Raw genomic sequence first — 22,710 nt, forward strand, 5'->3', positions numbered from 1 at the left:
TCGAGGCGACGGGCGAGCGCTCATGGCCGGACCGACCACAGGACGTATCGAGGCAAGGAGCTCGCAGGTTGAATTCATGGCAGCCTCATACCGTGCGTTAGCGGTTGAATTACCTCATTCTTTACGGCGCCAAAACCCTCTGGGCACTACCGTGATATCGGCTCGGACCGCCGCAGACGCGCTCCGGAGCGATTACAAGGTTCTCGTAGGCAGCGGTGCTGCGGCCGATTGCGTTAGCGGCGAGTCGCACGTTAGCGGAGGTGCGGAATAAGCCCATGGCCGCCGATGATGCGTGCTGGCGCGCCATCTCACCGCAGAATTACTGTAATTTGTATGAAGTTCCGGTGATGTGTTCGCTACCGAATGTCTGCGTAGGCCGGGAGGCGCGTCGGCACGCCGACCCTGGCTGTGCGTCATGTTCCAAAGTGCACCGACACGGACCGGGGCGGCGCATTCAACGTCGCGGCACGCTTTGACAGCATGCGTTTGTCGCCGGGTTGGCTAATGCAGTGTAGGTGTTGAAACGGCCTGCGTAAACGCAATGGCAATCATGACAACCGAGGAGCGCGGCATGCTCGATCCGATCGACAGCTCTCCTCCTGGCTGACTTGCCGACCTTCGCCACTAATGTCAATCGAACGGCGCGGTAGCCGTCACTGGCAGGCCACCTGCTGGTTGCCGAATTGGCTGCGGGTGCATCGCATCGTGTTGGATTCGCCTGATCCGATGGTTGCCGATCAGACAGGAACCAGTGGATGATGGCCAGGAAAAACTGATTTGGTGTTGAGCGTAATAGAAGGCAGCCGCAATGTTCTGCGTACTTACCTGCATCATTAGCCAATGAGGCAAAAGATGACTTACCGTAGCTTCGCAGCGACTTAAGCGCACGAGTAATCTGTGCGGGAGTCGGCAGCCGACGCTGCAATGGAACAACTGATTTAGCGAATCTGGCCGGCAGGACTAATGGGTCTTCAGGCGTCTGCGCAACCATCTCGCCACGTTGAGACTATGCAGCATCATCGTAGCCCCAAGCGGGGGAGCTGCGCGGACCACGCTTCCCTCAGGCCATTCGGAGATTAGCGGCTCGCCATTACCTGCTCCACGCCTCGAGATCCACTCCCGGGCATTGAGCGACAGGGGGGGCGCGACTTCCCCAAACACGCTATGCAGTTGATCGCTTGCATGCGGAAACGAGCCTAGCGCGCTCGCCTCGCTCCGAGAGGGCGAGCCAATCACCAGTTTAGTTACGATGGCAGCCCCCTGTGCCAATCCGTCGAGACAATCCAGTATGTCGATTCCAGCTGTTGTAAGCACGACCAGCACATCATCGATATAAGCGTTGATCACATCGTGCTGGATTTTCAGGCCCCAAGCCAGTGCCTGCGGATTGTCCTGGGTGAGGAGTTCCGGAAAGACAGAGCCGTCGCCTGCTCGCCTGTATCCGGTCGTCGTGCCGTGGTCCGCCGCGCACAATGCTTCGAATAGGGGCCCTCGAACGAAAGGTCTTATAGGCTCAGCCACGGACTCGCTGAGGTAGTCGTCGAGGCTGCCGCAGTTCTCCGGACGATAATAAAGTCCGAAATAGAAACCCGAAAGTCGGCGGGTGAAACTAGCGTCCCGGCTACACGCGACCTTCGCCAGCGAACGCTGCAAGTTTCCCCGCCATCCAATATCGACAACACCGACGTTCCCGTCGGCGAAGAATGCTTTCTGCTCCAGATAGTCGAGCAGTAGCTGTCGCGCCGAAGAGGCGGTCGCGTTAATCAGGTTGACCACTTCTTTGTCTGTGCGAATGTATCGGATCACTTGATCTACTTCGGATCGATTCATGGCGTCATGAGGAGAGCGAATACCAAGACGCTCGTGCATACCGGCGATGGCCGGATGGTTGATATCCAGGTCGAACTTTTTGAATATGTCGGCCAGCGAACTGCCCGACTTAATGCCGAAATGGCTTAAGTCGCCTTCTGATACGTCGAGGAGGGCGGGCAAGTGAAGCGATTGCCGCGACACGTGCAGATAGTGCACTTTGATCGGCAGGCGATATGCGCTCACTATCTTTTTCGCAATGGACAAGAGGATCTGGCCGTCACGTGCCAGAAAGAATAACTGATCGATTTTCCGGCGCCTGGCTTGCGTGAGGAGCCACACGACAAACGCAAGAAGCAACGGGCCCACGAAGCCAGCCGATATCTCTGCAAGCGTCTCGTCGTGGTCGCTCATGGTCTTGACGCGCAGACGCGCCGTGCGCGCGCTTCCCGACAGAGCAGATCCAAGCAGCGGCGGCTTGATTGCCGCCTTGTCGAGCTCGCGTTCCAACCGATTGGGCGCAGCCTTGAAGAACGGCGCGGCACGACCGCCTGCGCGGCAGACCTGAAACACATCGGAGAATACGTTGTCGCCAACGTGCAGGTGTTTCACTTCACTGCCTTTGGCATCTGAAAAGAGAGATCCAGTCCTCTTGGTACGATAGTTCTCGCATGAAATGAACAATTGGGCCGGGTCAACTCGCACGCCGCAACTGCTGAGCATGGTTTCCAGGTCTGATCGAGAAAAGTAGATGTCCGAGATAATTGCCGTTCTTCCCAATGCCGACAAGCGGTTGAAAGTCTCCACCATGCCGGTTATGGGACGCAGCAGGCGCTTTTCGAGCGCGACTTCGATAGCCTGCGCCGCAGACAGAAATCTGCGTGGCAAGTCCGCCGACGCCGCAATCTCCGCGTAAATGTTTTCTAGCGTCACTTCGCGCTCGATACTGGCCTTGCGTGCCCTCCACTCCGCCGATTGCCGAATCGTCATCCATTCGTCGGGCTTTACGACCGAACCAAATTTGCGTTGCAGCCGATACCCCGTCATGAGAAAGACGTCGGAGGGCCTTTGTAAAGGCCTTGTTATTAAGGTATCGAATGCATCAAAAGAGACGAGGCCGTCCCCGGTCCATATTCTCTGCGCATCCACGTCTTGCAGCGGAGGCATGCCCGCAAAAAATCGCTGAATGCCAGCGGACACGAATCGGCGGCCGATGACGCGTTCGAGAAGGAGGTCCGTCGCATTCATCGGTATCTTCCTGCTTTCAAAAAGAGGTTCGCTTTCGACGGCGCCGCGCTTGGCCGTTTGCTCTCCCGAAGCGCGGGCATGTCGCTCTGTGGGTCGGCGATTAGCCATCGACCATCATCATCTTCAACACCGCCGGTTACAGCGACTCGATCGCAGACTACGACGATCTCTGCGCCATACGACGGCTCGATCACCAATAGATTCCAGTCTCCGCAGGCTATATTTTCTTCATATCGTGTCAAAGTGGACGAGCCGAGCCGGACTTCGGTCCCATTCAGTGAATTTGCCCAGTTCACCTTTGTCGTGAGTTCACCATCTGCGAATTGATGCCAGGAGGAAAGCAATACCCTCGACACCACGTTGTGGCGGATGATGTCGGACGCCCTCAGCGCATGTATTCCTCCACAGCATATTGCTCGCACATCGGCGTCCCTCAATGCAAACGTCGTGCGTAGTTCGGACTTGAGACGATGATGTTCAACGGAAAGTAGTTCGGCCTCTTGAAAACCAAGCGCCACTTCTTTCGTCAGTAATTCATCTTTCATATTGATCCTCAAGGCGTAGAGGTGTTCACAGAGCCATGCAGCGGCCGGATTCTGTGATGAGACCGCAAACCGAGCCTTCGGCGCCCGGAGCCTTCGTGGATTTTCTTTCGCACCGTCGTGTTTACGAGGGTGGCACGCGTGCTTCGCGCTAACAGTCCGAACCCCATTTCTAACCGGCACGATTGCGAGCTAGCGGATTGCAGATATAACGAACCGCGTAGTCAGCGATAGGTGAATATGGAACCAGACAGAGACTGGACAGCATCAGTGTTCCGACCTTTTTCTTCAGGCTCCAGAATGGATTCGCCACAATTGCGTGCACATAAGCATGCGAATGTCGCAACATCCAGCGCCACCGGGTCGTCAACGGCGCCTGATAGACACTCGAGCAAAAATACGCTCTCTCAAGTGCGAAGTCGTGGAAGTCCCGTGGCAACTCCATTCCCAAGCGGTGCGATGCTATTTCTCGCAGAGTAGCCCACCGCGACGTGAATGCTTTGGGCGCCTTATCGATCTGCTCGGAATTGGCAAACGAAGCGCCTCGCGCCCCGCTATCTACCCGATACCCGCCGAGCGACTTTGGGATGCTTGATACTGGCCCAACGAGAGCCGCGCCATAAATCGCGTAGAAGTCTGCGCCATACCGGCTCTTGACCGTTTCAGGGACGGGAAAAATCTTTCGTAGCGCACTGACGCTATACGCGTTGCCAGATGCAGGAGGGGAAGGGTAGAGCCACCCGTCGAGGAGAGGCTTCAAACAGTCGCCGTCCGTTAAAGAGTGCGGTACATGTACTCCCGTACATTTGCTCGTCCTGTCGATTATATCCAGCCTGAACTGCACCTTCGCCGCGTTTTCTCTTTGGAAGCGCTGCATTACTTCAGTCACTGCACCGGGATAGAGGACATCATCGGAGTCCAGAAATAGAACATAGTCCGTCTTCAGCAGCTGCAGTGCCAGGTTGTAGGCGGAGACCTGCCCACCGTTGTCCTTGAAAATGGTCGCTATGCGTGCATCGTAGGTTTTCAAAATCGCGCGCGACCCGTCTGTCGATCCGTCGTCGATGACCATGACGTGCGTATTCGTGTAATCCTGCGCGAGCGCCGACTCGATTGCCTCTGCCAGATACTGTTCATAGTTGTAGTTGCAGATTACAACGTTCATTTCTTCCATGGTGATGTCCTGGCAAGAGCTGAAGGCGATCTTACGAACCCAATATGCGTTCAAACAAATCGGCGCCGGATGAGTGTTCTCGCAATGTTCTTAGGCGCGAGCAGCGTGGCGATGCTCCAACCGGCAATAAGGCAGCGGAAGCCGGGGCGCTCGAAGTTTCGGCGGAATGGAATGAACAACGCGTCGCGCAGCGCGCGGAACCGGCTGTCGCCAGGCAGCGGATGCTGTTCAGGTGTCAGCCGCAACGATGCAACCCGCAATTGAAGCAGATGAGGTGCGCAGAACAGGGTGCCGATCGGCGGTGGCGGCCGACCGGTCATTGTGCAGGCCTTGCAGGCGGCGTTGTGCCGCTTGAGCGCGCGTGTGATTTCGCGACCGTAGTTGCTCGTGCTTGCGCTCAGCACGCTATCGTTGCCGCCGTGCATGCGATAGAGCACCAAAGGAGCAGGAATCGTCTCGACATCGCCCATGTAGGGAGCCATGGCGATGCACGTCGAATCCGTGAATGAATCGCAATTGGCATCCAGTGGAAAGATTTTCCGGAGAAAGCTGCGTGCCCACGCGTTTCCCGATCCCGGCGGCGTGGGATACTCCGACGTCTCGTACGCCCAATAACGGATCGCCTCTGGCGAAAGTTTTGGAGGGATCTTCGGTATCACGTTTCGAATCTTCGGAATCACATCCCGTATGGGACGCCCCTGCGTGTCGACTCGCTCCATCAACACCTGTACTTTGGTGAGTCCCGTTCGCCACACAGAGGCGATCGAGCGCAGCGCCCCGGGCACCAGAACGTCGTCCGCATCGAGGAAGATGACGACGTCGCCCGAACTCCTGGCGAAGCCCACGTTGTTGGCTACCCGCTGACCACCGTTCTCCTGGAAGATGGCCGTGACCACTTCGCCAAACGAACGAATCACATCCGCAGAGTCGTCGGTAGAGCCGTCATCGACGACGATGATTTCGATATGCGGCCAATCCTGCGTCAGGGCGCTTTCAATCGCTTGCCGGAGAAAGCGGCCGTAGTTGTAGTTGGCGATGACGACCGAAAATAACAGGTCACAATGCTTCGGCGGACTTTCGCTGTATCGAACTCTCATCGACTACCTCCAGCTCACTTGGATTGATGCACCCATTTGGCGCAAAGCTGCTTAGCTACGGATTCCTCTCTAACCAGCCACCGGTCCAAACGCTAGATGAGTCGCCTCACGGAACCGGAACTCGTGCTCGCCGCCGTCGCGTACCGACTCGGTCCCAATCATCATTCACGTTATGCCCGGATGAAATGAATGCAGCCGGGCGCGTCCTAAAGTCTTGTACTAATGTCACAAATCGCTGAACGGTCGATAAATACTCCTACGAATAACGACACGAAACTGTTCCAGACGGGCCTACTCAACGGCCGAATGGGCATCGAGTAGGAGTTGTTGCGTGAACGAAATCCATTTCACGGTTCTTCGTCAAGATCGAGTCAGCCAAATGCTTTTCGTCGTTTCTACATTGGACGAGGCGGCATGTTTTCCTCTTGTTGACCGCGAACGCCTTGCGTTGAGTGGCCGGAAGCCAGTCACTTCATGAAGTGATTACTTCTCGAAGGGCGGCTCTTCGTACGAAAGCATTTACGAGCCCGAACGGCTCCGTGTCCTGGGCGCGCAAGTGATCACTTGCCTGTTCTCTGAGGCATACCGGAAACGGTGAGCCAGTGGAATGTGCGATCGCCTGATCCGTCGTGGCGGACTCTCGCGGTCTTATTAACGGATGCACCAGCTTGAGAACTGGCTCGCGAGATCTGTGCACGTATGACCGCTGCCCCTCGGAAACGGGACGGTATCGCCAGACACAAAGAAAACAAGCATCCGGCCATCCGGCGATTAAAACTTTCTCTGTTCCTTCGCATCGGGCGGTCAAGCGCGGATCGCAGCTCCAGTTGTTGCGCTCAAGTAACGAGCGACGATAACCGCGGTCCAGACATTCGAAGTGTTGAGAACTGCTTTGCACATTCGACGCGGTAACGAACAGGCGCTGCTGGCGCGCCGTTCGAACGTAATGAGGAAACACCGCGCAGACCTTCACCACCGGACGGTTCTACCTCGATAGTCGAGGAATTCGAGGCCGGGACGACCCTGCTTGGCCACTAGCACCTCGACGATCCCAGGTACGCTTTCTTCAATTGACAGTCGGCCCTCAGGTCCGCCGAGGTCCGTGCGTACCCATCCCGGCGCGATCAGCAGCATGGCGCGTTGCGTTTTGCCCTGGCGTGCGGCGAAGCTGCGCATGAACTGGTTCAGCGCCGCCTTGGTGCCACGATAGACTTCTCGCTGCCCGGACTCGTTGTCGGCGATGCTGCCTTGCCCGGACGACATGACTCCGATCAGACCATCGGCAGGAACCAGATCGGACAAGCGCTCAACAACCCGCATCGGACTGAGCGCGTTGGTGATCATCAGGTCGACGAAATCCACGGTCGAAACTTCTCCGATGGTCTGCGTCGGATCAGGGTTGGTCGTGCCAGCGTTGACGAACAGAATGTCGTACATCCGGTTCGACAGGCGAGCTCGCAGAGCATCGATCTCGTCGGGGCGGGTGATGTCCACCGTTTCGATCTCAACTCTCCGCGGATTGGCGTCGGCCAAAGCGTGCAGCAAGGTAGGGTGGCTGCCGCCGCGGACGGTGCCTATAACGTTCCACCCTTTTGTCAGGAACTCCGCGGCCATGGCGTAGCCGAGACCGCGCGAAGCGCCGATGATCAGAATGGTTTGGGTTCGAGCAAGGTTTTTTGCGTGGGACATGAGTTTTCTCTTTGCTGGGCGATGCGATGGCTTCATTCTGGAATCCACGCCCGATTTGCACCAGACGCCCGAGCCGCAAACCACGATTGCACGGAACGCCATGCCTGTCCGGCGATTTGGTATTCTGGATAAATGTCACGCGTCGACCTCAACCTACTTACGGCCCTGGACGCGCTGCTCAGCGAGCGAAGCGTCACAGCAGCGGCGCAGCGTCTGAATCTCAGCGTCTCCGCAATGAGCCGCACGCTTGCACGCCTGCGCACGGCCACCGGCGACCGGTTGCTGCTGCAGGCAGGCCGCTCGCTTGTCCTCACGCCCTATGCCGAACAGTTGCGCCAGCGCCTTGCCCCTTTGACACGTGAAGCCGAGGCGTTACTCAAGCCGCCGGAGTACCGGTTCGATGTGGCCGCTCTGGAGCACAGCTTCGTCGTGCGAGCGGGCGAAGGATTCGTCGATCTGGTCGGCGCCGCTCTGATGGACCGGATCAGTCGCGCAGCGCCCGGCGTGCAACTCCGTTTCGTGCCCAAGCCCGACTGGGATGCGCAGCCGCTGCGGGACGGGACAATCGACCTCGAGATCGGCACGGTCAGGACTTCCGCACCGGAAATGCTGACGCGCCTGCTTTTTCGTGATCGCTATGTAGGCGCATGCCGCTTCGACCACCCGCTTTTGAGCAACACCGGGTTGTCAGTCGAAAGCTGGGTCGAAGTCGGTCATGTACTTACTGCGCGTCCCGGAGAAGAATCGAATCCTGTCGATTTGGCCTTGGCAGATTGCGGCCAGAAACGGAGGGTGCCCATAGTCGTGCCGTCATTCACCAGCGCGATGCAGGTGGCTCGCCGCTCTGACCTGCTCGCAGTCATCCCGCATTCCTGCGTGGGCAACACGTTCGCGCCGGATCACGCTGCCGCAAACGGGTTGCAGTGGTTCGAACTGCCCGTGTCGACATCCGCTTTCAATGTGTCGGCGATCTGGCATCCGCGCCTTGATCACGACCCGGCTCATCGCTGGCTGCGCGCCGAGATTGTGAATGTATGCCTGGCCGCTTATCCACGGGATCCGATCAGCGGCATTTCATCGTCGAACCTGTAGCCCAAGCCTCGTGATGCGCTGGATTACCTGAAATGCGCTCCATTGACCACATGACCTGGTAAGCGGCCATCGATAGGCTGACGGGTTAGTTGGCGGCTCAGGGTCGTCTGCGGAAATCGGCTTTCAACCAGGAATTGCGGTGTTCGAGTCGACCTCGGATTTCCGCGTTCGGCCCGTTTCAGTCATTCGCGAGGACAGCGTCAACGGAGGCTGCCAGAGTCATAGCGGACGTTTGCTCACCGCCGTGCAGATGTCAAACTGGCGCGTGGCTAACGCAGTTCGCCCCGCAGCCAAACCGATACGCCTGTTCACGGTACCGTTCGTGTGATTGGGTCCGAGGCGCGTGTCGCGGGTTACAAGACTTCCGCGACATTCAATCGTGTGAAAGCGTAGGGCGCTTCATACGCATAAGCTCCGTCACCTCATGCCGATCATCCGCGGACGAAATCGGAACAGTCAGCCATTTCCCGTCGGGGTAGGCCCGGGCCTCATCGTAGAGCTTGACCAACCGCGGGCTCCAGAAATAACGCCGCACCTCAAACCTCTCTCGTTCGGCTCGCCCCAAGACCACCAGAACCGACAACAGCCGGTATGCCGGCAACAGCGTGCACAGGGCCTTGGTCTTCCTGTAGCGCAGTGACCAACCGCGTTTCTTGCCACCATATAGCCAGTCTGGCGCAAATACACCAGGATAGGAGGCCTCGATCCAGCTCCGCAGTTCGACCCAATGCTCAAACGCCTCCGGCCCCATCCAGTCGCGGATAGTGCGCTCGTCGGGCTGTGACGATTTGTCGGCGATTCTGTCACCGATCTCGGTGGACTGTTTCACGTTGCTTTCCTCTTCATCTTCATGGGTGGAATGCTTCTCGTGGTGCCTGCATTGGGAGTATCGAAAGTTCATCCAGGTCACGATTTCTGAGCCTTAGCCCACGAGGCCTGAATGGACGCCACAAGGAGAGAAAGCGATGCAGCCAGTAGAACGACGTCTTTAAGAAGGAATTGGCCAGGCAAGGCTGAGATCGCTGGAAACCCACCCGCCGTCGCTTCTGCTACCCCTGGCGTGCTCAGGAAGAAGGTCAGCGTGATGAAATAGGTCGCAGCCGACATCGCCGCACCCAACGCCGAGAAAATGGGCAGGAAGGCTCCGATAACCAGAGCTGCTGCAGTTGACAGTTCGAGTACGCCTATAACGTCGCTTGCCCCCTGAACTCCGAATAGAGAGTGCAACCAGTTCATGATCGGGCTGTTGATGATGAACGGAGCGATGCCGTTGGCTTCGTAGGCGGTGAATTTCATTGCACCGAACCAAAGAAAGACGATGACAAGCGCCCATCTGAGCAGAGCCAGACTCGAGAGCGATCCTGCGCTTTTTTCGGCGATTTGAAGACGGAACTGATCTGTGCGAATAGTCATTTTGGGTTTCCAGTTCAGATTGTTGGTCGGTCATTAGGAGCCTCCACTTTAGGCTTGCCCGATACCGGTTTCGAGACTGCACTTGCTCAATAAAATGCTCAAAAGGATCAAAAGAACGCGGGGCTGCCCGATATGCCGCAGGAGTCCTGAGGACATTTCGGCAGGAGAATATTCAAGTGAATAGTTTCCGATACTGGACGAAACCCGAGCGGTCGCCGACGCTGTCATAAAGCCGCATGCCGGTAGCGTTGGTTTGGTGTGTCAGCCAGTGCACGCGCGCCGCTCCGCGACGTTTCGCCTCCGCATAGACATGCTCGATCAGCGCGCGGCCGATGCCGCCGCCACGCACATCGGCCGCCACAAACAGGTCCTGAAGATAGCAATAGTCGTCTGTTGTCCAGGTGGATCGATGGTAGATCGAATGCACCAACCCGAAGCCGTGGCCGCCCATCATGGCAAGCGCCGCATGCATCGGCTCATTAGGGTCGAGGAAGCGCGCCCATGTCTCGAGCGTCACCGACTCGGGAATATCCACTTTGTAGAATTGCTGATAGCCTTTCCACAGAGGAAGCCAAATATCAAAGTCGTTCTTTTCAATGGCTTTGATCTCAACCGATAGCATAGATTTCTCCTGGAATTCCGATCGGGCGCATCGTTCGGGGCCGGCGTCGCGAGCCGGTTGCGTGCGTACTCCGCGCCTATTCGCCGATGGGCCTGACACCGTACTTTTGATAGTAAGTTTTCCTTATTTCGTCCTGACTTCGAGCAGGCTCGGCGAATACATGCGCCGGCGACAGCAGCGGAGTGATCGAAATGGTTTCGATCCTGACGACATGATCGACGGGGTACTCGAGGCCGTTCGTCGCGCGGACCCAGTCCGCGATCATCGAGTACTCGTCATCGCGTGGCGGCAGGATCGACGCATGGCCTTTGAATCGATAACCGCGCCTCTCAAAGATGTCGACTACGTTGATCTCGACGGCGGGATTGCGTTTCAGGTTTCGTACTGTCGCGGGCGAGGCGATATCGGCGAAGTAGAGAACGCCGCTCCTGACCGTCAAGGACGCCTTCGGCGAAAGATTCGGCGTTCCGTCCTCGTTGACTGTCGCGACGAAGGACAATATCGCCCGCTTGATGATCGCCTCGATGTCGGCGTTGATTTCGATCACGTATATCCTCGCTTGAAAAGAGTTTGAGCGGCTTTATGCATCGCTTTGCAGGACTTCCCGACGGCTTTGCTTCAGGCCGCAGTCACTGCCAACCCGCGCTGCACCGCCGGACGCGCGAGCCCACGCTCGAACCAGCGCTGGACATGCGAGAAGCGGTCGAATCCGACAAGCTCACGCGCTTCATAAAAACCGATCAGGTTGCGCACCCAGCCGAGCAGTGAGATATCGGCGATGCTGTAGTCAGCGCCCATTACCCACTCGCGGCCCGCGAGCCGTTGATCGAGGACACCCAGCAGCCGCGCCGATTCGGCGACGTAGCGGTCGCGCGGACGCTTGTCTTCATAGGCTTTGCCGGCGAATTTGTTGAAGAAGCCAACTTGGCCGAACATCGGTCCGACACCGCCCATCTGCCACATCAGCCACTGGATCGTTTCGTAGCGAGTGACGAGATCGGTGGAGAGGAGTTGCCCCGTCTTCTCGGCGAGATAGATCAAGATTGCTCCCGATTCGAACAACGCGAGCGGCCGTCCGCCGGGACCGTCCGGATCGAGGATCGCCGGAATCTTGCCATTCGGATTGAGGGCGATAAAAGCTGGATCATGGTGCTCGTTTGCCAGGATGTCGATGCGGTGCGCCTCATACGCAAGACCCGTTTCCTCCAGCATGATGCCGACCTTCACGCCGTTGGGCGTCGGTAACGAAAAGAGCTGGAGCCGATCAGGGTGCCGCGCCGGCCAGCGCGTGAAAATCGGGTGATCGAGTGTCATGCTTTTGCTCCTTGGGTAAGACAGCGGGGCCGAGCCGGGGCATGACCGGCTCTTCCGCCTCGTTTCCCAATTCCCTCACAGACGAGGGAATAAAGTTCAGATCGAGCCGGCCGGTGTAACCGGGGGAAAGTCCTTCTCGGGATCGAACACGTTATTGAAAAAATTCGTCAGCGAGTACATAGCCACCAGCGCGACAATCTCCATCACGTTTGCATCCGTGTAGCCGGCATCGCGGACGGCTTTCAGATCGGCGTCGCTGACTTGCCCGCGGGCCTCGATGACCTTGCGAGCGAACTGGACGGCGGCGTCGCGCTTCGGGTCGGCAGCATGTCCTTTGCGAGCGAGAATGATTTCATCGGCTGGCAGCTTCGCCATATGCTCGGCGGTAAAGCTGTGCACCGTCAGGCAGTAGTTGCAGCCGTTCACTTCGGAGACAGCGAGACCGATGCTGTCACGCGTCTTCACGTCGAGTGCTTTGCTCAGCGAACCGAGCAGCGTGGCCCATGCGTTGAACGCGATCGGGCTTTGCGCGAAGCTCGCCATCATATTCGGCGTGAAGCCGATATTTTTGGTGAACGCATCGAGCGTCGGCTTCGAATCGGCCGGAACCTGTTCCGGCGTTAAAGTAGTAGTCCTTGCCATAATAATCATCCTTAAGTTACGGGTTTTACAGATTGAGAACGGTCATTGGCAGACCATTCGTTGGTTTGCTTCGCACCCAGGCTATGGTCGAAGCCGGTTTGCCCTTTAACGAGCAGAAACCTTGTGCCTGTCTTTGACTTGAGGCGGCCTGGTCCTTTCGGTGTGGCCGCTGTCGCGTCGACGCGCCTATACCAGATCCAGCACCTCGGCCACGGGACGGCGCGGCTTCTGCGCCCAGTTTCCGGCTCGCTCCGCTCCTACGGACAACAGCAGGACAGGTACTTCGTCCCCGGCCAGTCCGAACTCGCGGTGCACGGCTTCGTCATCGAAGCCGATCATCGGCGTTGAGCCCAGGCCCATCGAGCGGGCCGCATATATCATGGCCGCCGCGCCGAAAGTGGCGGTGCGTACGGCCTCGTCCCGACGGCGCTGCGGATACGCCATATACAGGTTGCGCGCCGGGACTTCCCACTCCGGCACCATGCTTGCAGGCATAACGCCCGCTTCTACGAGCGGTGCCAGACGCTCCGGTATCACACTGGTTTCGACCAGTTGGCCACAGACGATGAATGTGACCGCCGCATCTTTGATCGCGGGCTGGTTCCAGGCAATCGGACTGAGCCGCGCCTTGGCTTCCGGCGTGCGTACGGCGATAAAGCGCCAGTTCTGCAAGTGGAACGATGTCGGCGCACTCGTGCCGATCCGGACCAGCTCGCGGATCTGTTCGTCGCTCAAGGGCGTGGCTGGGTCGTAGTACTTGGCCGCGCTGCGGCTCAGAATGCATTCGATGACGGGGTTAGTCACGACAATTTCGCTTTTCATAAGGATTCCTGTATGTAGACGGGTAAGTTCAGGCGTACGAGTGCTTCCGCTCCATGCGGAGCGCAAAGCACGTGTCATTCAAATTAGGAAATCAGATACCGGCTGGCCCAGGTCGAGATCATTGCAGCGGCATAGTCGGCGTCGGCTCGGCGCGTCAACAGGTGGTCGGCGTTGTCCATGGAAATGAAGCTCTTCGGATGCTTCGCAACCGCGAAAATTCGCGCGGCATTCTCGATGCCCACCGTCGCATCCAGTGGCGAATGCAACACCAGCAATGGAACGCGCAACCCGGCGATTCGCGACTCGAGGTTGTGACACGCCAGGTCGTCGACAAAACTCTTGCGCACCACGAACGGCCTGCCAGCCAGCAATACTTCCGCTTCCCCGTGCGTCTCGATGGTTTCAAGGCTTAGCGCGGCGAACTGATGCAACACATGGCGGGTATCGAATGGGGCGCCCAGCGTGGCGACCGCACGAATGCCCGACATCTGGCCCGCAGCCATCAGGACGGCTGCGCCACCGAGGCTATGGCCGACCAGAATCGATGGCGGCTTACCGTCTCGGGTCATCGCGTTGCCGGCCGCAATCAGGTCGCCCACGTCCGCGGCGAAAGTCGTGTCTGCAAAGCTTCCTCCGCTATTGCCCAATCCGGCGAAGTCGAAGCGCAACACGCCAATGCCGTGACCGGCCAGCGCACGTGCCACGCGACTGGCGGCGAGGCTGTCCTTGCCGCACGTAAAACAGTGGGCGAGTATGGCCCAGCCACGCGGCTGGCCGTCCGGCAATTCCAGTCTGCCGGCGAGCCGGTAGCCGTGCGGTCCGTCAAATTCGAAGGCTTGTGCGCTCATAAGTCGGTATCTCCCGTATCAGCGTGCGTTGCGTCGATGAGGCGTCAGGCGGTTAGGAGCCTCCACTTTAGGCCTCGTCGATGCCGCTTTCGAGACTGGATTCGCTCAATAAAGTGTCCAAAAGGATCAAGTCGGCGCGGATGATCCGTCTCTCGGTTCTCACCACGGCACGGTGCATCTCGCCTCGTCTGTTCTCTTGTCGTCGAAATCGAAGATTTACGTGCTGCGGGTATGCCAAACGCGTCGAGGGGCGCTCGCGGGAATGAGCGGTGGCGCCGCCCCTTTAGCGGCTCATTCGGGCCGCGCTCCAAAGCGAAGCGATGATTCGCGGCCGTTACTGGCCGCTGCGGGCGAGACGCCGCCATTGCCCCGGCGTCATGCCCATCCTCTCGGTGAACACACGCCGGAATGACGACACCGATTGATACCCGACCGACTCGGCCACGGCCTCGGTGGTCATCATCGGCTTCTTCAACTCGTTGGCAGCCAGGCTCATCCGTATATCGGTCAACAGGTCGATGGCCGAGCACCCGAGCGTGTCCTGAAAGTGCCGCATGAAGGTAGCGCGTGACATGCTGCATAAGTCGGCTAGCTCAGGCAGGTTCCAGGGCCGCGCCGGATCGGCGAACATGCCAGAAATGGCCGGCGCCAGTCGTGGATTGCCGGCCAGTGCCAACAGGCCTGCCGGGGCTTCTTCGGATTCGCTCGCCTCGCGCAATACCAGCGTGAAGAGCGCCGAGGAAAGGGCGTTGACGATCGCGTATCCACCGACTTTGTCGCCCATGGACTCCTCGCGCATCATGCCCACGAAACTGGCCAAGTGGTTTGGAGCAGTCCCCACATCCTTTTCGCCCCGACCTTCCATGGTCCGGACAACTACATTTGTGGGCAGGTAATTGCGAATCAGCCGATCATGAGGCGGCCCGATGAGAAATCGCCCGCACAGCATGTCCAGACGCTCGCCCTGGCCGCCATTCTCGCTGAACATCAATCCGGCGGAATCACGGCGTTCGCACGTAGGCCCGGGCGCATGTCCGCTGCCGTCGTGCAGCACGTGCGCCGACCCGTGAGGCAGCAGCACGATGTCGCCGGCTACCAGTTCCCGCGCCGTGTCTGTCTCGGGGTCCTCGATAATGGCCCGGCCCTTGAGCACGACGTGATAGGGAACCTCATGCGCACTGGACTGAGCCCAGGCCACGCGCCATGGCGCACCATACGCGCAACGGACTTCCAGCCGACCGGTGATGGTGATCATTTGCAGCAGGTGGCTCAGCCAATCGACTTGGGACATACGACTCCGTTAGGCCTCGGCATGGAAAAGAGCGTTTCAGTGGCCAGCGCTTTGCCCGCCATCGACGTGCAGGATTTCTCCAGTAATGAACGGCGCCGAATCGAGAAAGACGACGGCGTCGGCGATATCGCGTGTTTCACCCAGGCGTCCGATCGGGTTGAAAGCTCCCAGTGCTTCATGAATTTCAGGCGCGTGCATCGGCGTCGCTATGTTTCCGGGAGCGACGGCATTCACACGGATTCCCTTCGTCGCGTATTCGATCGCCAGCGACTTCGTGGCAGCGTTGATGCCGCCCTTCGTCAGCGCGGCCAGGACCGAGTAGACCCCGCCGATTGCGACCTGATCGATGCTGGCGGTGATACTCACGACATGACCACTCGAGTGCTTTTCAATCTCGCCGATCGCGAGCTGCGTGATGTAATAGAAACCCGCCATGTTCACGTTCATCACGGCGGCATAGTCTTCCGCGGTGTGCTCGGTAAAAGGCTTGCCGATGTAGACGCCGGCGTTGTTCACCAGCGTATCGATCCGGCCAAATCGCGCGACGCCCTCGGAGATGACGCGTCGCGCGGTTGCCGGGTCGCCGATGTCGCCGGCTACTGTAAGCAGGTTCGTGTCGTCCGACGGCTCGATCGAACGCGAGGTAGCGACGACGGCACAGTCGAGTTCTCGAAATGCCCGAACGATCGCGGCACCTATCCCGCGCGAGGCGCCGGTAACGACAACAACCTTTCGTGACGTGCTCATACTTTGGTACTTTCTAAAAGGATGGTTTCTCGGGAAATCCAGCTACTGCGGAAGCCAGGATCATGCGATGGCGATTGAGGGGCACTTGCGATCGGTATACACGCGGACGAAATATCGAATCGCCGCGACGTATCTGCTTACCGGACAGCACACAAACGGCATCCGCACACGCTACACAGATACTCCAGACCTGAGCCGCGCAATGACCCGAACAAGGGTCGCTCCAGCATACGCTGATCGTCGTCGACGACAGCTTTTCCACGATTGAGACGCGCAAGGACGAACGTTCCTTATAAGTTACCGGCTTGACGAATACTCAAGCGAGGCTCCGCACCAGGCTGACCATCGCGGGCTCGGTCGTTGCGACGAGCGAGCGGCGAAGTTCGTCTGCGCGAGCCTCATCGATAAACGCTGTGCCTTGCAAAGGCAGGTAATGGACTGTATTGAGACCTATGCAGCCGAGTACGGCGGTGAGATAGGGCGTGAGGAAATCCGGCTGATTGGCTCGCTCACCAGCAAACACGCCACCCGAAGCGATCGCGACGAATACGGGACGGTCCTGAAGCATTCCGACCTTACCGGCTGGTGTCGACTTCATCGTGCGGCCGACACGAAGGATCTGATCGATCCACGCCTTGAGAACGGACGGGACCGTGAAGTTGTTCATCGGCGTGCCGATGACAACGACATCGGCACGCTCCACTTCCTGAATGAGTTGCTCGGCGAGAAATACCGCGGTGGCGGAACGCCCTGCCGCGGCCAGCGACGCGGGCGTCGCGAGCGCGGTGGCATAGTCGGCGCCGGCGTGAGGTATCGGTTCACGTCCCAGATCGCGGCGGCTAATACGCGCGTCGGGGAGGATCGTGAGAAGCTTTTCGACGAGTGCCGACGATAGCTGTCGACTGTGCGACTCCCGTCGCGGACTGCAATCGATGTGCAGGATATTCATGCGAGTGTCTCCGGCAGCTTCGGAAAGGCAATAGCGGAATCGGGCACCTGTTCGGGCGTAAAGCGGCGGTCCGTGCCGCCGCGTGCGTCCCGTATATCACCGGTTCTACCAATCATTAGACGAGCGCCAGCACATCGGCCACGGGACGGCGCGGCTTCTGCGCCCAGTTTCCCGGACGCTCCGCGCCTATCGACAACAACATGACCGGCACTTCGTCCTCGGCCAGTCCGAACTCGCGGTGCACGGCTTCGGCATCGAAACCGATCATCGGCGTCGAACCCAGGTCCAGTGAGCGGGCCGCATAGATCATCGCCGAAGCGCCGAACGTGGCCGTGCGTACTGCCTCGTCGCGCCGGCGCTGAGGGTGCGCCATGTACAGGTCGCGTGCGGGGTTTTCCCATTCCGGCACCATCGCGGCAGGCATGACACCCGCTTCCACCAGCGGAGCGAGGCGCTCCGGTATGACGCTGGTATCGACCAGCTGGCCGCAGACGATGAAGGTAACCGCCGCATCTTTGATCGCGGGCTGGTTCCACGCAATCGGGCTCAGTCGCGCCTTCGCTTCGGGCGTGCGTACAGCGAGAAAACGCCAGTTTTGCAGGTGGAAGGATGTCGGCGCGGACGTGCCGATTCGCACGAGTTCGCGGATCTGGTCGTCGCTCAACGTCGCAGTAGTGTCGTAGTACTTGGCGGCGCTGCGGCTCAGGATACATTCGATGACTGCATTGGTCATGGTTAATCCTATGGGTGAATGGATAGTTCGAACTACGAATTGTTACCAGTTCGAATTGGTCGTTCGATCATGGCCTGGTATCTCCCTATTGAGCTCACGTTTCTACCTGCTATGGTGGGAATATTCTGTACCATCTATGGTACGAATAGAAGAACCAAGATTGCCCATTTTCGTGTGTACCAAGAACATGCATCCAGACCTGCAGATTCAGCTCGACCGGACAGCGAAGCTGTCCCTGGCAGAACAGATTCGTGCGAGCATTAGCAGGACCATAGAGGCCGGGCTGCTCGCACCCGGCACGCGACTGCCCTCGTGGCAGGACCTGGCGGCGCAGCTCGGCGTGGCGCGCGGTACGGTTCAAGCGGCATATGAACGGTTATGCGACGCCCAGATGATCGAAACATTCGGGGCAGGCGGCACCCGCGTCGCCCCACGGCCGCGCGTGGTGGCGACTCAAGCGCAAGCGCCGCAGCTCGGCGCCTTTATGAGGGCTTATGAGGAGATGAACGCCGGGCCGGCGATCTTCCAGCTCGGCATTCCGGCGTTTGAAGGTCTGCCGGAACAGCTTTTTGCACGCGCGCGTTCTTCCAATCTGCTGAAGACCGGATGCTTGTCATCCCTGCTGTATCCCGATCCCAGAGGCGAGTTCGAACTGCGCAGGGAGATCGCGGGCAATCTCTCCATCGCTAGAAACTTCCACTGCCACCCTGAGCAGGTGTTTATCACCTCGGGATACAGCTCCGGCTTAGGCCTGACACTGCGCGTGTTAGGTTTGGATGGTAAGAAAGTCTGGATGGAAGAACCCGGTTTCATGGTCACCCGAAAAGGGTTGGAGCTCGCTCGCCTGAATATCGTGCCGATACCGGTGGATGCGGACGGCCTTAACGTGGACTATGGCATCGAGAAAGCCGGGGACGCTGCGTTAGCCGTCTTGACGCCCGGTCAACAGGCCCCCTTGGGCTCGACCCTGTCGCTGAGGCGACGTCTTCAACTGCTTGAGTGGGCGGCCTCGAGCGATGCCTGGATCATTGAAGATGACTACCTCGGCGACCTACAACTGCAAGGCAGGCCGGCACCTGCCATGGCATCCCTCGGCGAGGGCAAGCGGGTCATCCACATCGGTTCCTTCAGCAAGACGATTAGCCCGGGTCTGCGCCTTGGATTCGTCGTGGTGCCAACCGAACTCGCCAACGCATTCGCCGAGGTAGCCGCAACGCTCGCCCCGGCACCATCGCCAGTCATTCAACTCGCCACAGCTCAATTCATGCGTGACGGCCACTATATCCGGCGCGTGCGCCGGCTCAAGCGTCTGTATTCCGCCCAGCGTGACGCGCTATGCGAGCAGTTGCGAATGCGTGACGCGGAGTGGGTCAATGCCGGCCTGGCAGTACTTCTCCGACTCCCAGACGGCGCGCCCGACGTGCGGATCGTTCGCGAAGCGATGGCCGTTGGCATGGCGCCATCGCCGCTGTCCGTGTGGTTCGCGACTCCGTCCTGGACCTTACCCGGCCTTTTGCTCGGGGTTGCCACGGCGCCTGAGCAGCACCTCGCCACGTCCTGTCAGCGACTGTTCGAGATCATTGACCGATATCGCTCGTGAGACGTGCACCTCGCGCGCCGCATGCTAGCTCGCTCGCATCAACACAGACTCTTTCTGATAGTGTCGCTTTGGGAACACCGTCTATCTCCAAGGCGGGATCCGCTATCCGGTTGAATCCGGACGTTCCGCTCCTGGCGTTGAATCCGCCATCTTCCCGAGCCGGTCGCATGAGACGGTAGTCGGCCATGAGGCAACATTCGACGTAGAGGAAGAGATCGCCGACAATCGCAACCTGCAAGTGACCACCGGCAATTCAGCAACACCATCGCCGTGCGCGGCATTAACTCATTAACTTAAACCAACCAGCCTCCACGATTCCCGGGGGCGGTTCAGTCGTTCGCATCGCCGTACAGCGGGTTTGCTTTCAATGTGCCGGACTTCAAGCGTGTCAAAGCGCTCGACCACTTGATGTAACCGTCAGCCCGACAAGACCCGCTTCAGCGTCTGACAGCAAGAGAGGCCCGAACAAGCGTTTCTTCCCGGCTTTATCCGGTGGCCCAAGCCACCAGGGTGTCGGCGAAGCCGCCGCTTGCACGCGCAGACGTACGCGCGCTTGTGGTCACCCGCGGCGCGGCGCTCCAGGCGATGCGCGCACCGCTCGCGATCAGCCTGTCAACCAGTGCGACGTCCTCTCTGCATTGAAGCGGGGGGAACCCGCCGGCGCGTCGGTACGCATCGGCGGACACACCGAGGTTCGCGCCATGCACATGGCGATGACCATCAGCATCGACGTAGGTTTTGCGGAAGTACTCGCGCACGCTGTGCGGATGCTCGCTCCAGTCATCGACCATGATCGAGCCGCAGACCGCGTCGGCCTTCTGCGCCAGTTGTGCGACCAGCCACCCCGCCGATACGTGGCTGTCGGCATCGGTGAATGCGAGCCAGCGGGCGCCTGCCGCCAGCAGCAGATTCGCGCCCGCTGCGCGCGCTAGGCCAACGTTGCGGGCTTTCACGGTCAGCGTATCGATACCGTGAGCCCTTGCGATCGCGGCAGAACCGTCCGTGCATGCGTCGAGCACGACCACGATGCGCACCGGCTCTCCGCCCAGTGCTTCGTGGCGCGACGCTTCGAGGATTGCCCCTAGGGAACGTGGCAGTAACGCCTCTTCGTTATGTGCCGGAACGACGACGCCGATCATTCGAGCCCCTCGTGTTGCGCGACCGAAAGCGGATCTCGCGACCAGACGTCGATCAACAGGTCGGCTTCTTCGTGATGCGCTACACGCCCAAGGCCGCAGCGAGCATCAAGTATCTTGTGCGCTGCCTCGGCGGAATGCCGCGCTTCGCTAAACGGGCGTCGCCAGTGACAGGCGAGCAACGTGCCGTCGGTCGTCAGCGACGCGGCGATTCGCACGGCGAGGGCTTCAAGATCGGGCGCATCGAGATAGTAAGCAAATTCGCTGATCAGGATCAGATCGAACGGCTCTACCTCGGTCGGCCAGTCAGCCGGGACGCAGCGCTGTTCGACGCGCACCTGGGCTGTCCAAGTCGCGACGGTTACAGCGCCGTTCGCCGGGCGATTAGCCAGGCGAGCGTGCGCAGCGGGAGCCAGGCGCTCACGTGTGAGCAGGACTGCGCGCTCGTGCAGATCCACAGCGAGCAGCTGATCGCAGCGGCTTGCCAGTTCGACGGTCAGTTCCCCGTTCGCGCAACCCGGCTCGAACGCATTTCGGTACCGCTCACGCGGCAACATAGCCAGTGACAGCGCGCGCTTGCGGCGCTCATACCAGCTTCCGCGCAGCTTCCACGGATCGTCGCTCTGCTTGTACAGTTCATCGAAATACGTCGCCATCGAGTTCATGCCAGCGGCCCTCCGGTTAGCGGTCAGAGCTGCCACGGCGCTCTTGCCGGAGCGGGTGCGTCGGCTGACGCGGGCGCGACGAGCAACTCGCCGAGCGCAGCCAGATCGCGCTCGGCGTGGCTCTGGCGAACAAAGACCGGCAGATCCGCCAATGCCCGAGCAAAGCGCGCATCGCGGCACAGCGGCCCCGCGCCCAGTGCGCGCGTCGCGTGAGCCATCACGGCGCCCGCCGCCTCTTCGACGGCGAGCCGTGCGCGCAACGCTTCACGCTGCGCGTTCGCCTGCGGGTTCGTGTCAATGTAGGCGGCGGTTTCGCGCAACACCGCCGCCGCCGACTGCAACGAGACATCGACGGCGCCGAGATGAGCGAGTCGATGAGCATCGGCACGCTGCGAACACGCTTCGCGCAGTACTCGGCCGATTTGGGCGGCCGCGCCGTACCAGCACGCGGCAACGCCAGCGCCGCCGTGCCAGAAGCCCGTGCGCCGCACATACGCATGGGACGCTCCTACTAGCGTCGCAGGTGTGCGGTCGAATGTGACGTCAGCGCTCGCAGTCGCCTGCATGCCGACCGCCTGCCACTTGGACGTGTCAATAGAAATGCCCGGCTGGTTCATCGCTATCGCGACCAGCACCGGCTGATCGTCGAGCCATGCGGTGAGTAACGCGTGACTCACGGATAGCGCACCGGAACACCACGCCTTAGTACCGCTGATCTCAAGCTGGCCGCTGCCGCCGCTGCCTATTCCGACGCGGCTGGCTTGCACCGGTGCGCCGGGCGGCTCGGCCGCCCACACGCCCCAGCAACTGCCCGCTGTAGGTGTGGGGCCCTGCAGTTCGGCCAGGATGGCGAGCGCATCAGTATGAGCCTCGAACAGTTTGACGAGACCGAGGTCGCATGCGGCAACTGCTGCCAGGGCGCGCCAGCGCTTCAATGTTTGCCCATGGCCTGGAAGCGGCAGTACAGGCGCTCGGTCGTAGCCACGCATGACCATCTCGCGCAGTGTGGCGCCAAGTGACGCGGGGTCGTTCGGATCGAATTCCGGATTGAAGCGCGTGGCCTCCAGAAAGTCTTCGAGCGAATTGCACGACTGTGAGCCGGTCTGTCCGCTGCGTTGCGCGTGACGCGCAGGGTACGAAGGACAAATATTATTCCGGTCGGACCCAACCCGCGTGCGCAGGCGCTCTTCGCGTACGTCGGGCGCGTGATCACGCGTATTGGGCATCATGACTCCTCGGTGATGGAATATTGCGTAAGTAACCTGTTGGAAATGTCG

General features: G+C 59.6%; 23 protein-coding genes. 2 read left to right on the plus strand and 21 right to left on the minus strand.

Features of this window, described 5'->3' with window-relative positions; all coding sequences use genetic code 11:
• Positions 1-960 precede the first annotated feature (960 nt).
• From JMY24_RS27255 to JMY24_RS27275, 5 genes are all read right to left on the minus strand, one after another.
• Positions 961-3,057, minus strand: coding sequence for an HAD family hydrolase (locus JMY24_RS27255; RefSeq protein ID WP_201703248.1), 2,097 nt, complete (start codon positions 3,055-3,057; stop codon positions 961-963).
• Positions 3,054-3,602, minus strand: coding sequence for a hypothetical protein (locus tag JMY24_RS27260; RefSeq protein ID WP_128597071.1), 549 nt, complete (start codon positions 3,600-3,602; stop codon positions 3,054-3,056). The genes JMY24_RS27255 and JMY24_RS27260 overlap by 4 nt, the downstream gene beginning before the upstream one ends.
• Before the next feature lie 169 nt (positions 3,603-3,771).
• On the minus strand, positions 3,772-4,773 hold the full coding sequence (locus JMY24_RS27265; RefSeq protein WP_201703249.1) for a glycosyltransferase family A protein: 1,002 nt from the start codon (positions 4,771-4,773) through the stop codon (positions 3,772-3,774).
• 50 nt (positions 4,774-4,823) lie between these two features.
• Positions 4,824-5,870 carry a glycosyltransferase family 2 protein gene (locus JMY24_RS27270; protein ID WP_201703251.1) on the minus strand — a complete coding sequence of 349 codons (1,047 nt, stop codon included), beginning with the start codon at positions 5,868-5,870 and terminating at the stop codon, positions 4,824-4,826.
• A 969-nt stretch (positions 5,871-6,839) separates the two neighbouring features.
• The gene (locus JMY24_RS27275) at positions 6,840-7,559 is read right to left on the minus strand and encodes an SDR family NAD(P)-dependent oxidoreductase (protein ID WP_201703253.1); all 720 of its coding nucleotides are present in this window, start codon (positions 7,557-7,559) and stop codon (positions 6,840-6,842) included.
• 132 nt (positions 7,560-7,691) lie between these two features.
• On the opposite strand from JMY24_RS27275, the gene JMY24_RS27280 reads away from it, so the two are divergent.
• On the plus strand, positions 7,692-8,651 hold the full coding sequence (locus JMY24_RS27280) for a LysR family transcriptional regulator (RefSeq protein ID WP_128597073.1): 960 nt from the start codon (positions 7,692-7,694) through the stop codon (positions 8,649-8,651).
• Between the two features lie 373 nt (positions 8,652-9,024).
• On the opposite strand, the gene JMY24_RS27285 is transcribed toward JMY24_RS27280, so the two are convergent.
• From JMY24_RS27285 to JMY24_RS27345, 13 genes are all read right to left on the minus strand, one after another.
• Positions 9,025-9,480: a DUF3788 domain-containing protein gene (locus JMY24_RS27285; protein WP_128597074.1), complete on the minus strand. Its 456-nt coding sequence runs from the start codon at positions 9,478-9,480 to the stop codon at positions 9,025-9,027.
• 77 nt (positions 9,481-9,557) lie between these two features.
• Positions 9,558-10,064, minus strand: a complete 507-nt coding sequence (locus tag JMY24_RS27290; RefSeq protein ID WP_128597075.1) for a YkgB family protein — start codon at positions 10,062-10,064, stop codon at positions 9,558-9,560.
• 172 nt (positions 10,065-10,236) lie between these two features.
• Entirely contained in the window at positions 10,237-10,686 is a 450-nt protein-coding gene (locus JMY24_RS27295; protein ID WP_201703255.1) for a GNAT family N-acetyltransferase, read from the minus strand.
• 76 nt (positions 10,687-10,762) lie between these two features.
• Complete coding sequence (locus tag JMY24_RS27300; RefSeq protein ID WP_128597076.1) at positions 10,763-11,233, minus strand: pyridoxamine 5'-phosphate oxidase family protein; 471 nt, start codon at positions 11,231-11,233, stop codon at positions 10,763-10,765.
• A 71-nt stretch (positions 11,234-11,304) separates the two neighbouring features.
• A complete protein-coding gene (locus JMY24_RS27305; protein WP_128597077.1) occupies positions 11,305-12,000 on the minus strand; it encodes a glutathione S-transferase N-terminal domain-containing protein in 696 nt (231 codons plus the stop codon).
• Between the two features lie 96 nt (positions 12,001-12,096).
• Positions 12,097-12,642, minus strand: a complete 546-nt coding sequence (locus JMY24_RS27310) for a carboxymuconolactone decarboxylase family protein (protein ID WP_128597078.1) — start codon at positions 12,640-12,642, stop codon at positions 12,097-12,099.
• Positions 12,643-12,828: 186 nt separating this feature from the next.
• Positions 12,829-13,464: a nitroreductase family protein gene (locus JMY24_RS27315; protein WP_128597079.1), complete on the minus strand. Its 636-nt coding sequence runs from the start codon at positions 13,462-13,464 to the stop codon at positions 12,829-12,831.
• A gap of 83 nt (positions 13,465-13,547) precedes the next feature.
• Positions 13,548-14,312 carry an alpha/beta hydrolase family protein gene (locus JMY24_RS27320; protein WP_128597080.1) on the minus strand — a complete coding sequence of 255 codons (765 nt, stop codon included), beginning with the start codon at positions 14,310-14,312 and terminating at the stop codon, positions 13,548-13,550.
• Positions 14,313-14,646: 334 nt separating this feature from the next.
• Positions 14,647-15,603, minus strand: a complete 957-nt coding sequence (locus tag JMY24_RS27325; protein WP_128597081.1) for an AraC family transcriptional regulator — start codon at positions 15,601-15,603, stop codon at positions 14,647-14,649.
• A gap of 36 nt (positions 15,604-15,639) precedes the next feature.
• Positions 15,640-16,350 carry an SDR family NAD(P)-dependent oxidoreductase gene (locus JMY24_RS27330; protein WP_128597082.1) on the minus strand — a complete coding sequence of 237 codons (711 nt, stop codon included), beginning with the start codon at positions 16,348-16,350 and terminating at the stop codon, positions 15,640-15,642.
• 13 nt (positions 16,351-16,363) lie between these two features.
• On the minus strand, positions 16,364-16,627 hold the full coding sequence (locus JMY24_RS27335) for a DUF3331 domain-containing protein (protein WP_128597083.1): 264 nt from the start codon (positions 16,625-16,627) through the stop codon (positions 16,364-16,366).
• A gap of 39 nt (positions 16,628-16,666) precedes the next feature.
• Positions 16,667-17,299, minus strand: coding sequence for an FMN-dependent NADH-azoreductase (locus tag JMY24_RS27340; RefSeq protein ID WP_128597084.1), 633 nt, complete (start codon positions 17,297-17,299; stop codon positions 16,667-16,669).
• A 115-nt stretch (positions 17,300-17,414) separates the two neighbouring features.
• Complete coding sequence (locus JMY24_RS27345; RefSeq protein ID WP_128597085.1) at positions 17,415-18,032, minus strand: nitroreductase family protein; 618 nt, start codon at positions 18,030-18,032, stop codon at positions 17,415-17,417.
• 187 nt (positions 18,033-18,219) lie between these two features.
• Between JMY24_RS27345 and pdxR the strand changes: the two genes are divergently transcribed.
• Entirely contained in the window at positions 18,220-19,632 is a 1,413-nt protein-coding gene (pdxR, locus tag JMY24_RS27350) for a MocR-like pyridoxine biosynthesis transcription factor PdxR (RefSeq protein ID WP_201703274.1), read from the plus strand.
• A gap of 485 nt (positions 19,633-20,117) precedes the next feature.
• On the opposite strand, the gene JMY24_RS27355 is transcribed toward pdxR, so the two are convergent.
• Genes JMY24_RS27355 through JMY24_RS27365 form a run of 3 tightly spaced genes read right to left on the minus strand, consistent with a single transcriptional unit; the run spans position 20,118 to position 22,659 of the window.
• The gene (locus JMY24_RS27355; protein WP_201703257.1) at positions 20,118-20,771 is read right to left on the minus strand and encodes a glycosyltransferase family 2 protein; all 654 of its coding nucleotides are present in this window, start codon (positions 20,769-20,771) and stop codon (positions 20,118-20,120) included.
• Positions 20,768-21,433, minus strand: coding sequence for an SAM-dependent methyltransferase (locus JMY24_RS27360; protein ID WP_128597086.1), 666 nt, complete (start codon positions 21,431-21,433; stop codon positions 20,768-20,770). Before JMY24_RS27360 ends, JMY24_RS27355 begins: the two co-directional genes overlap by 4 nt.
• 23 nt (positions 21,434-21,456) lie before the next feature.
• On the minus strand, positions 21,457-22,659 hold the full coding sequence (locus JMY24_RS27365) for an acyl-CoA dehydrogenase family protein (RefSeq protein WP_413231273.1): 1,203 nt from the start codon (positions 22,657-22,659) through the stop codon (positions 21,457-21,459).
• Positions 22,660-22,710 lie beyond the last annotated feature (51 nt).

The sequence above is a fragment of the Paraburkholderia kirstenboschensis genome (assembly GCF_904848585.1).
Taxonomy (GTDB): Bacteria; Pseudomonadota; Gammaproteobacteria; order Burkholderiales; family Burkholderiaceae; genus Paraburkholderia; species Paraburkholderia kirstenboschensis.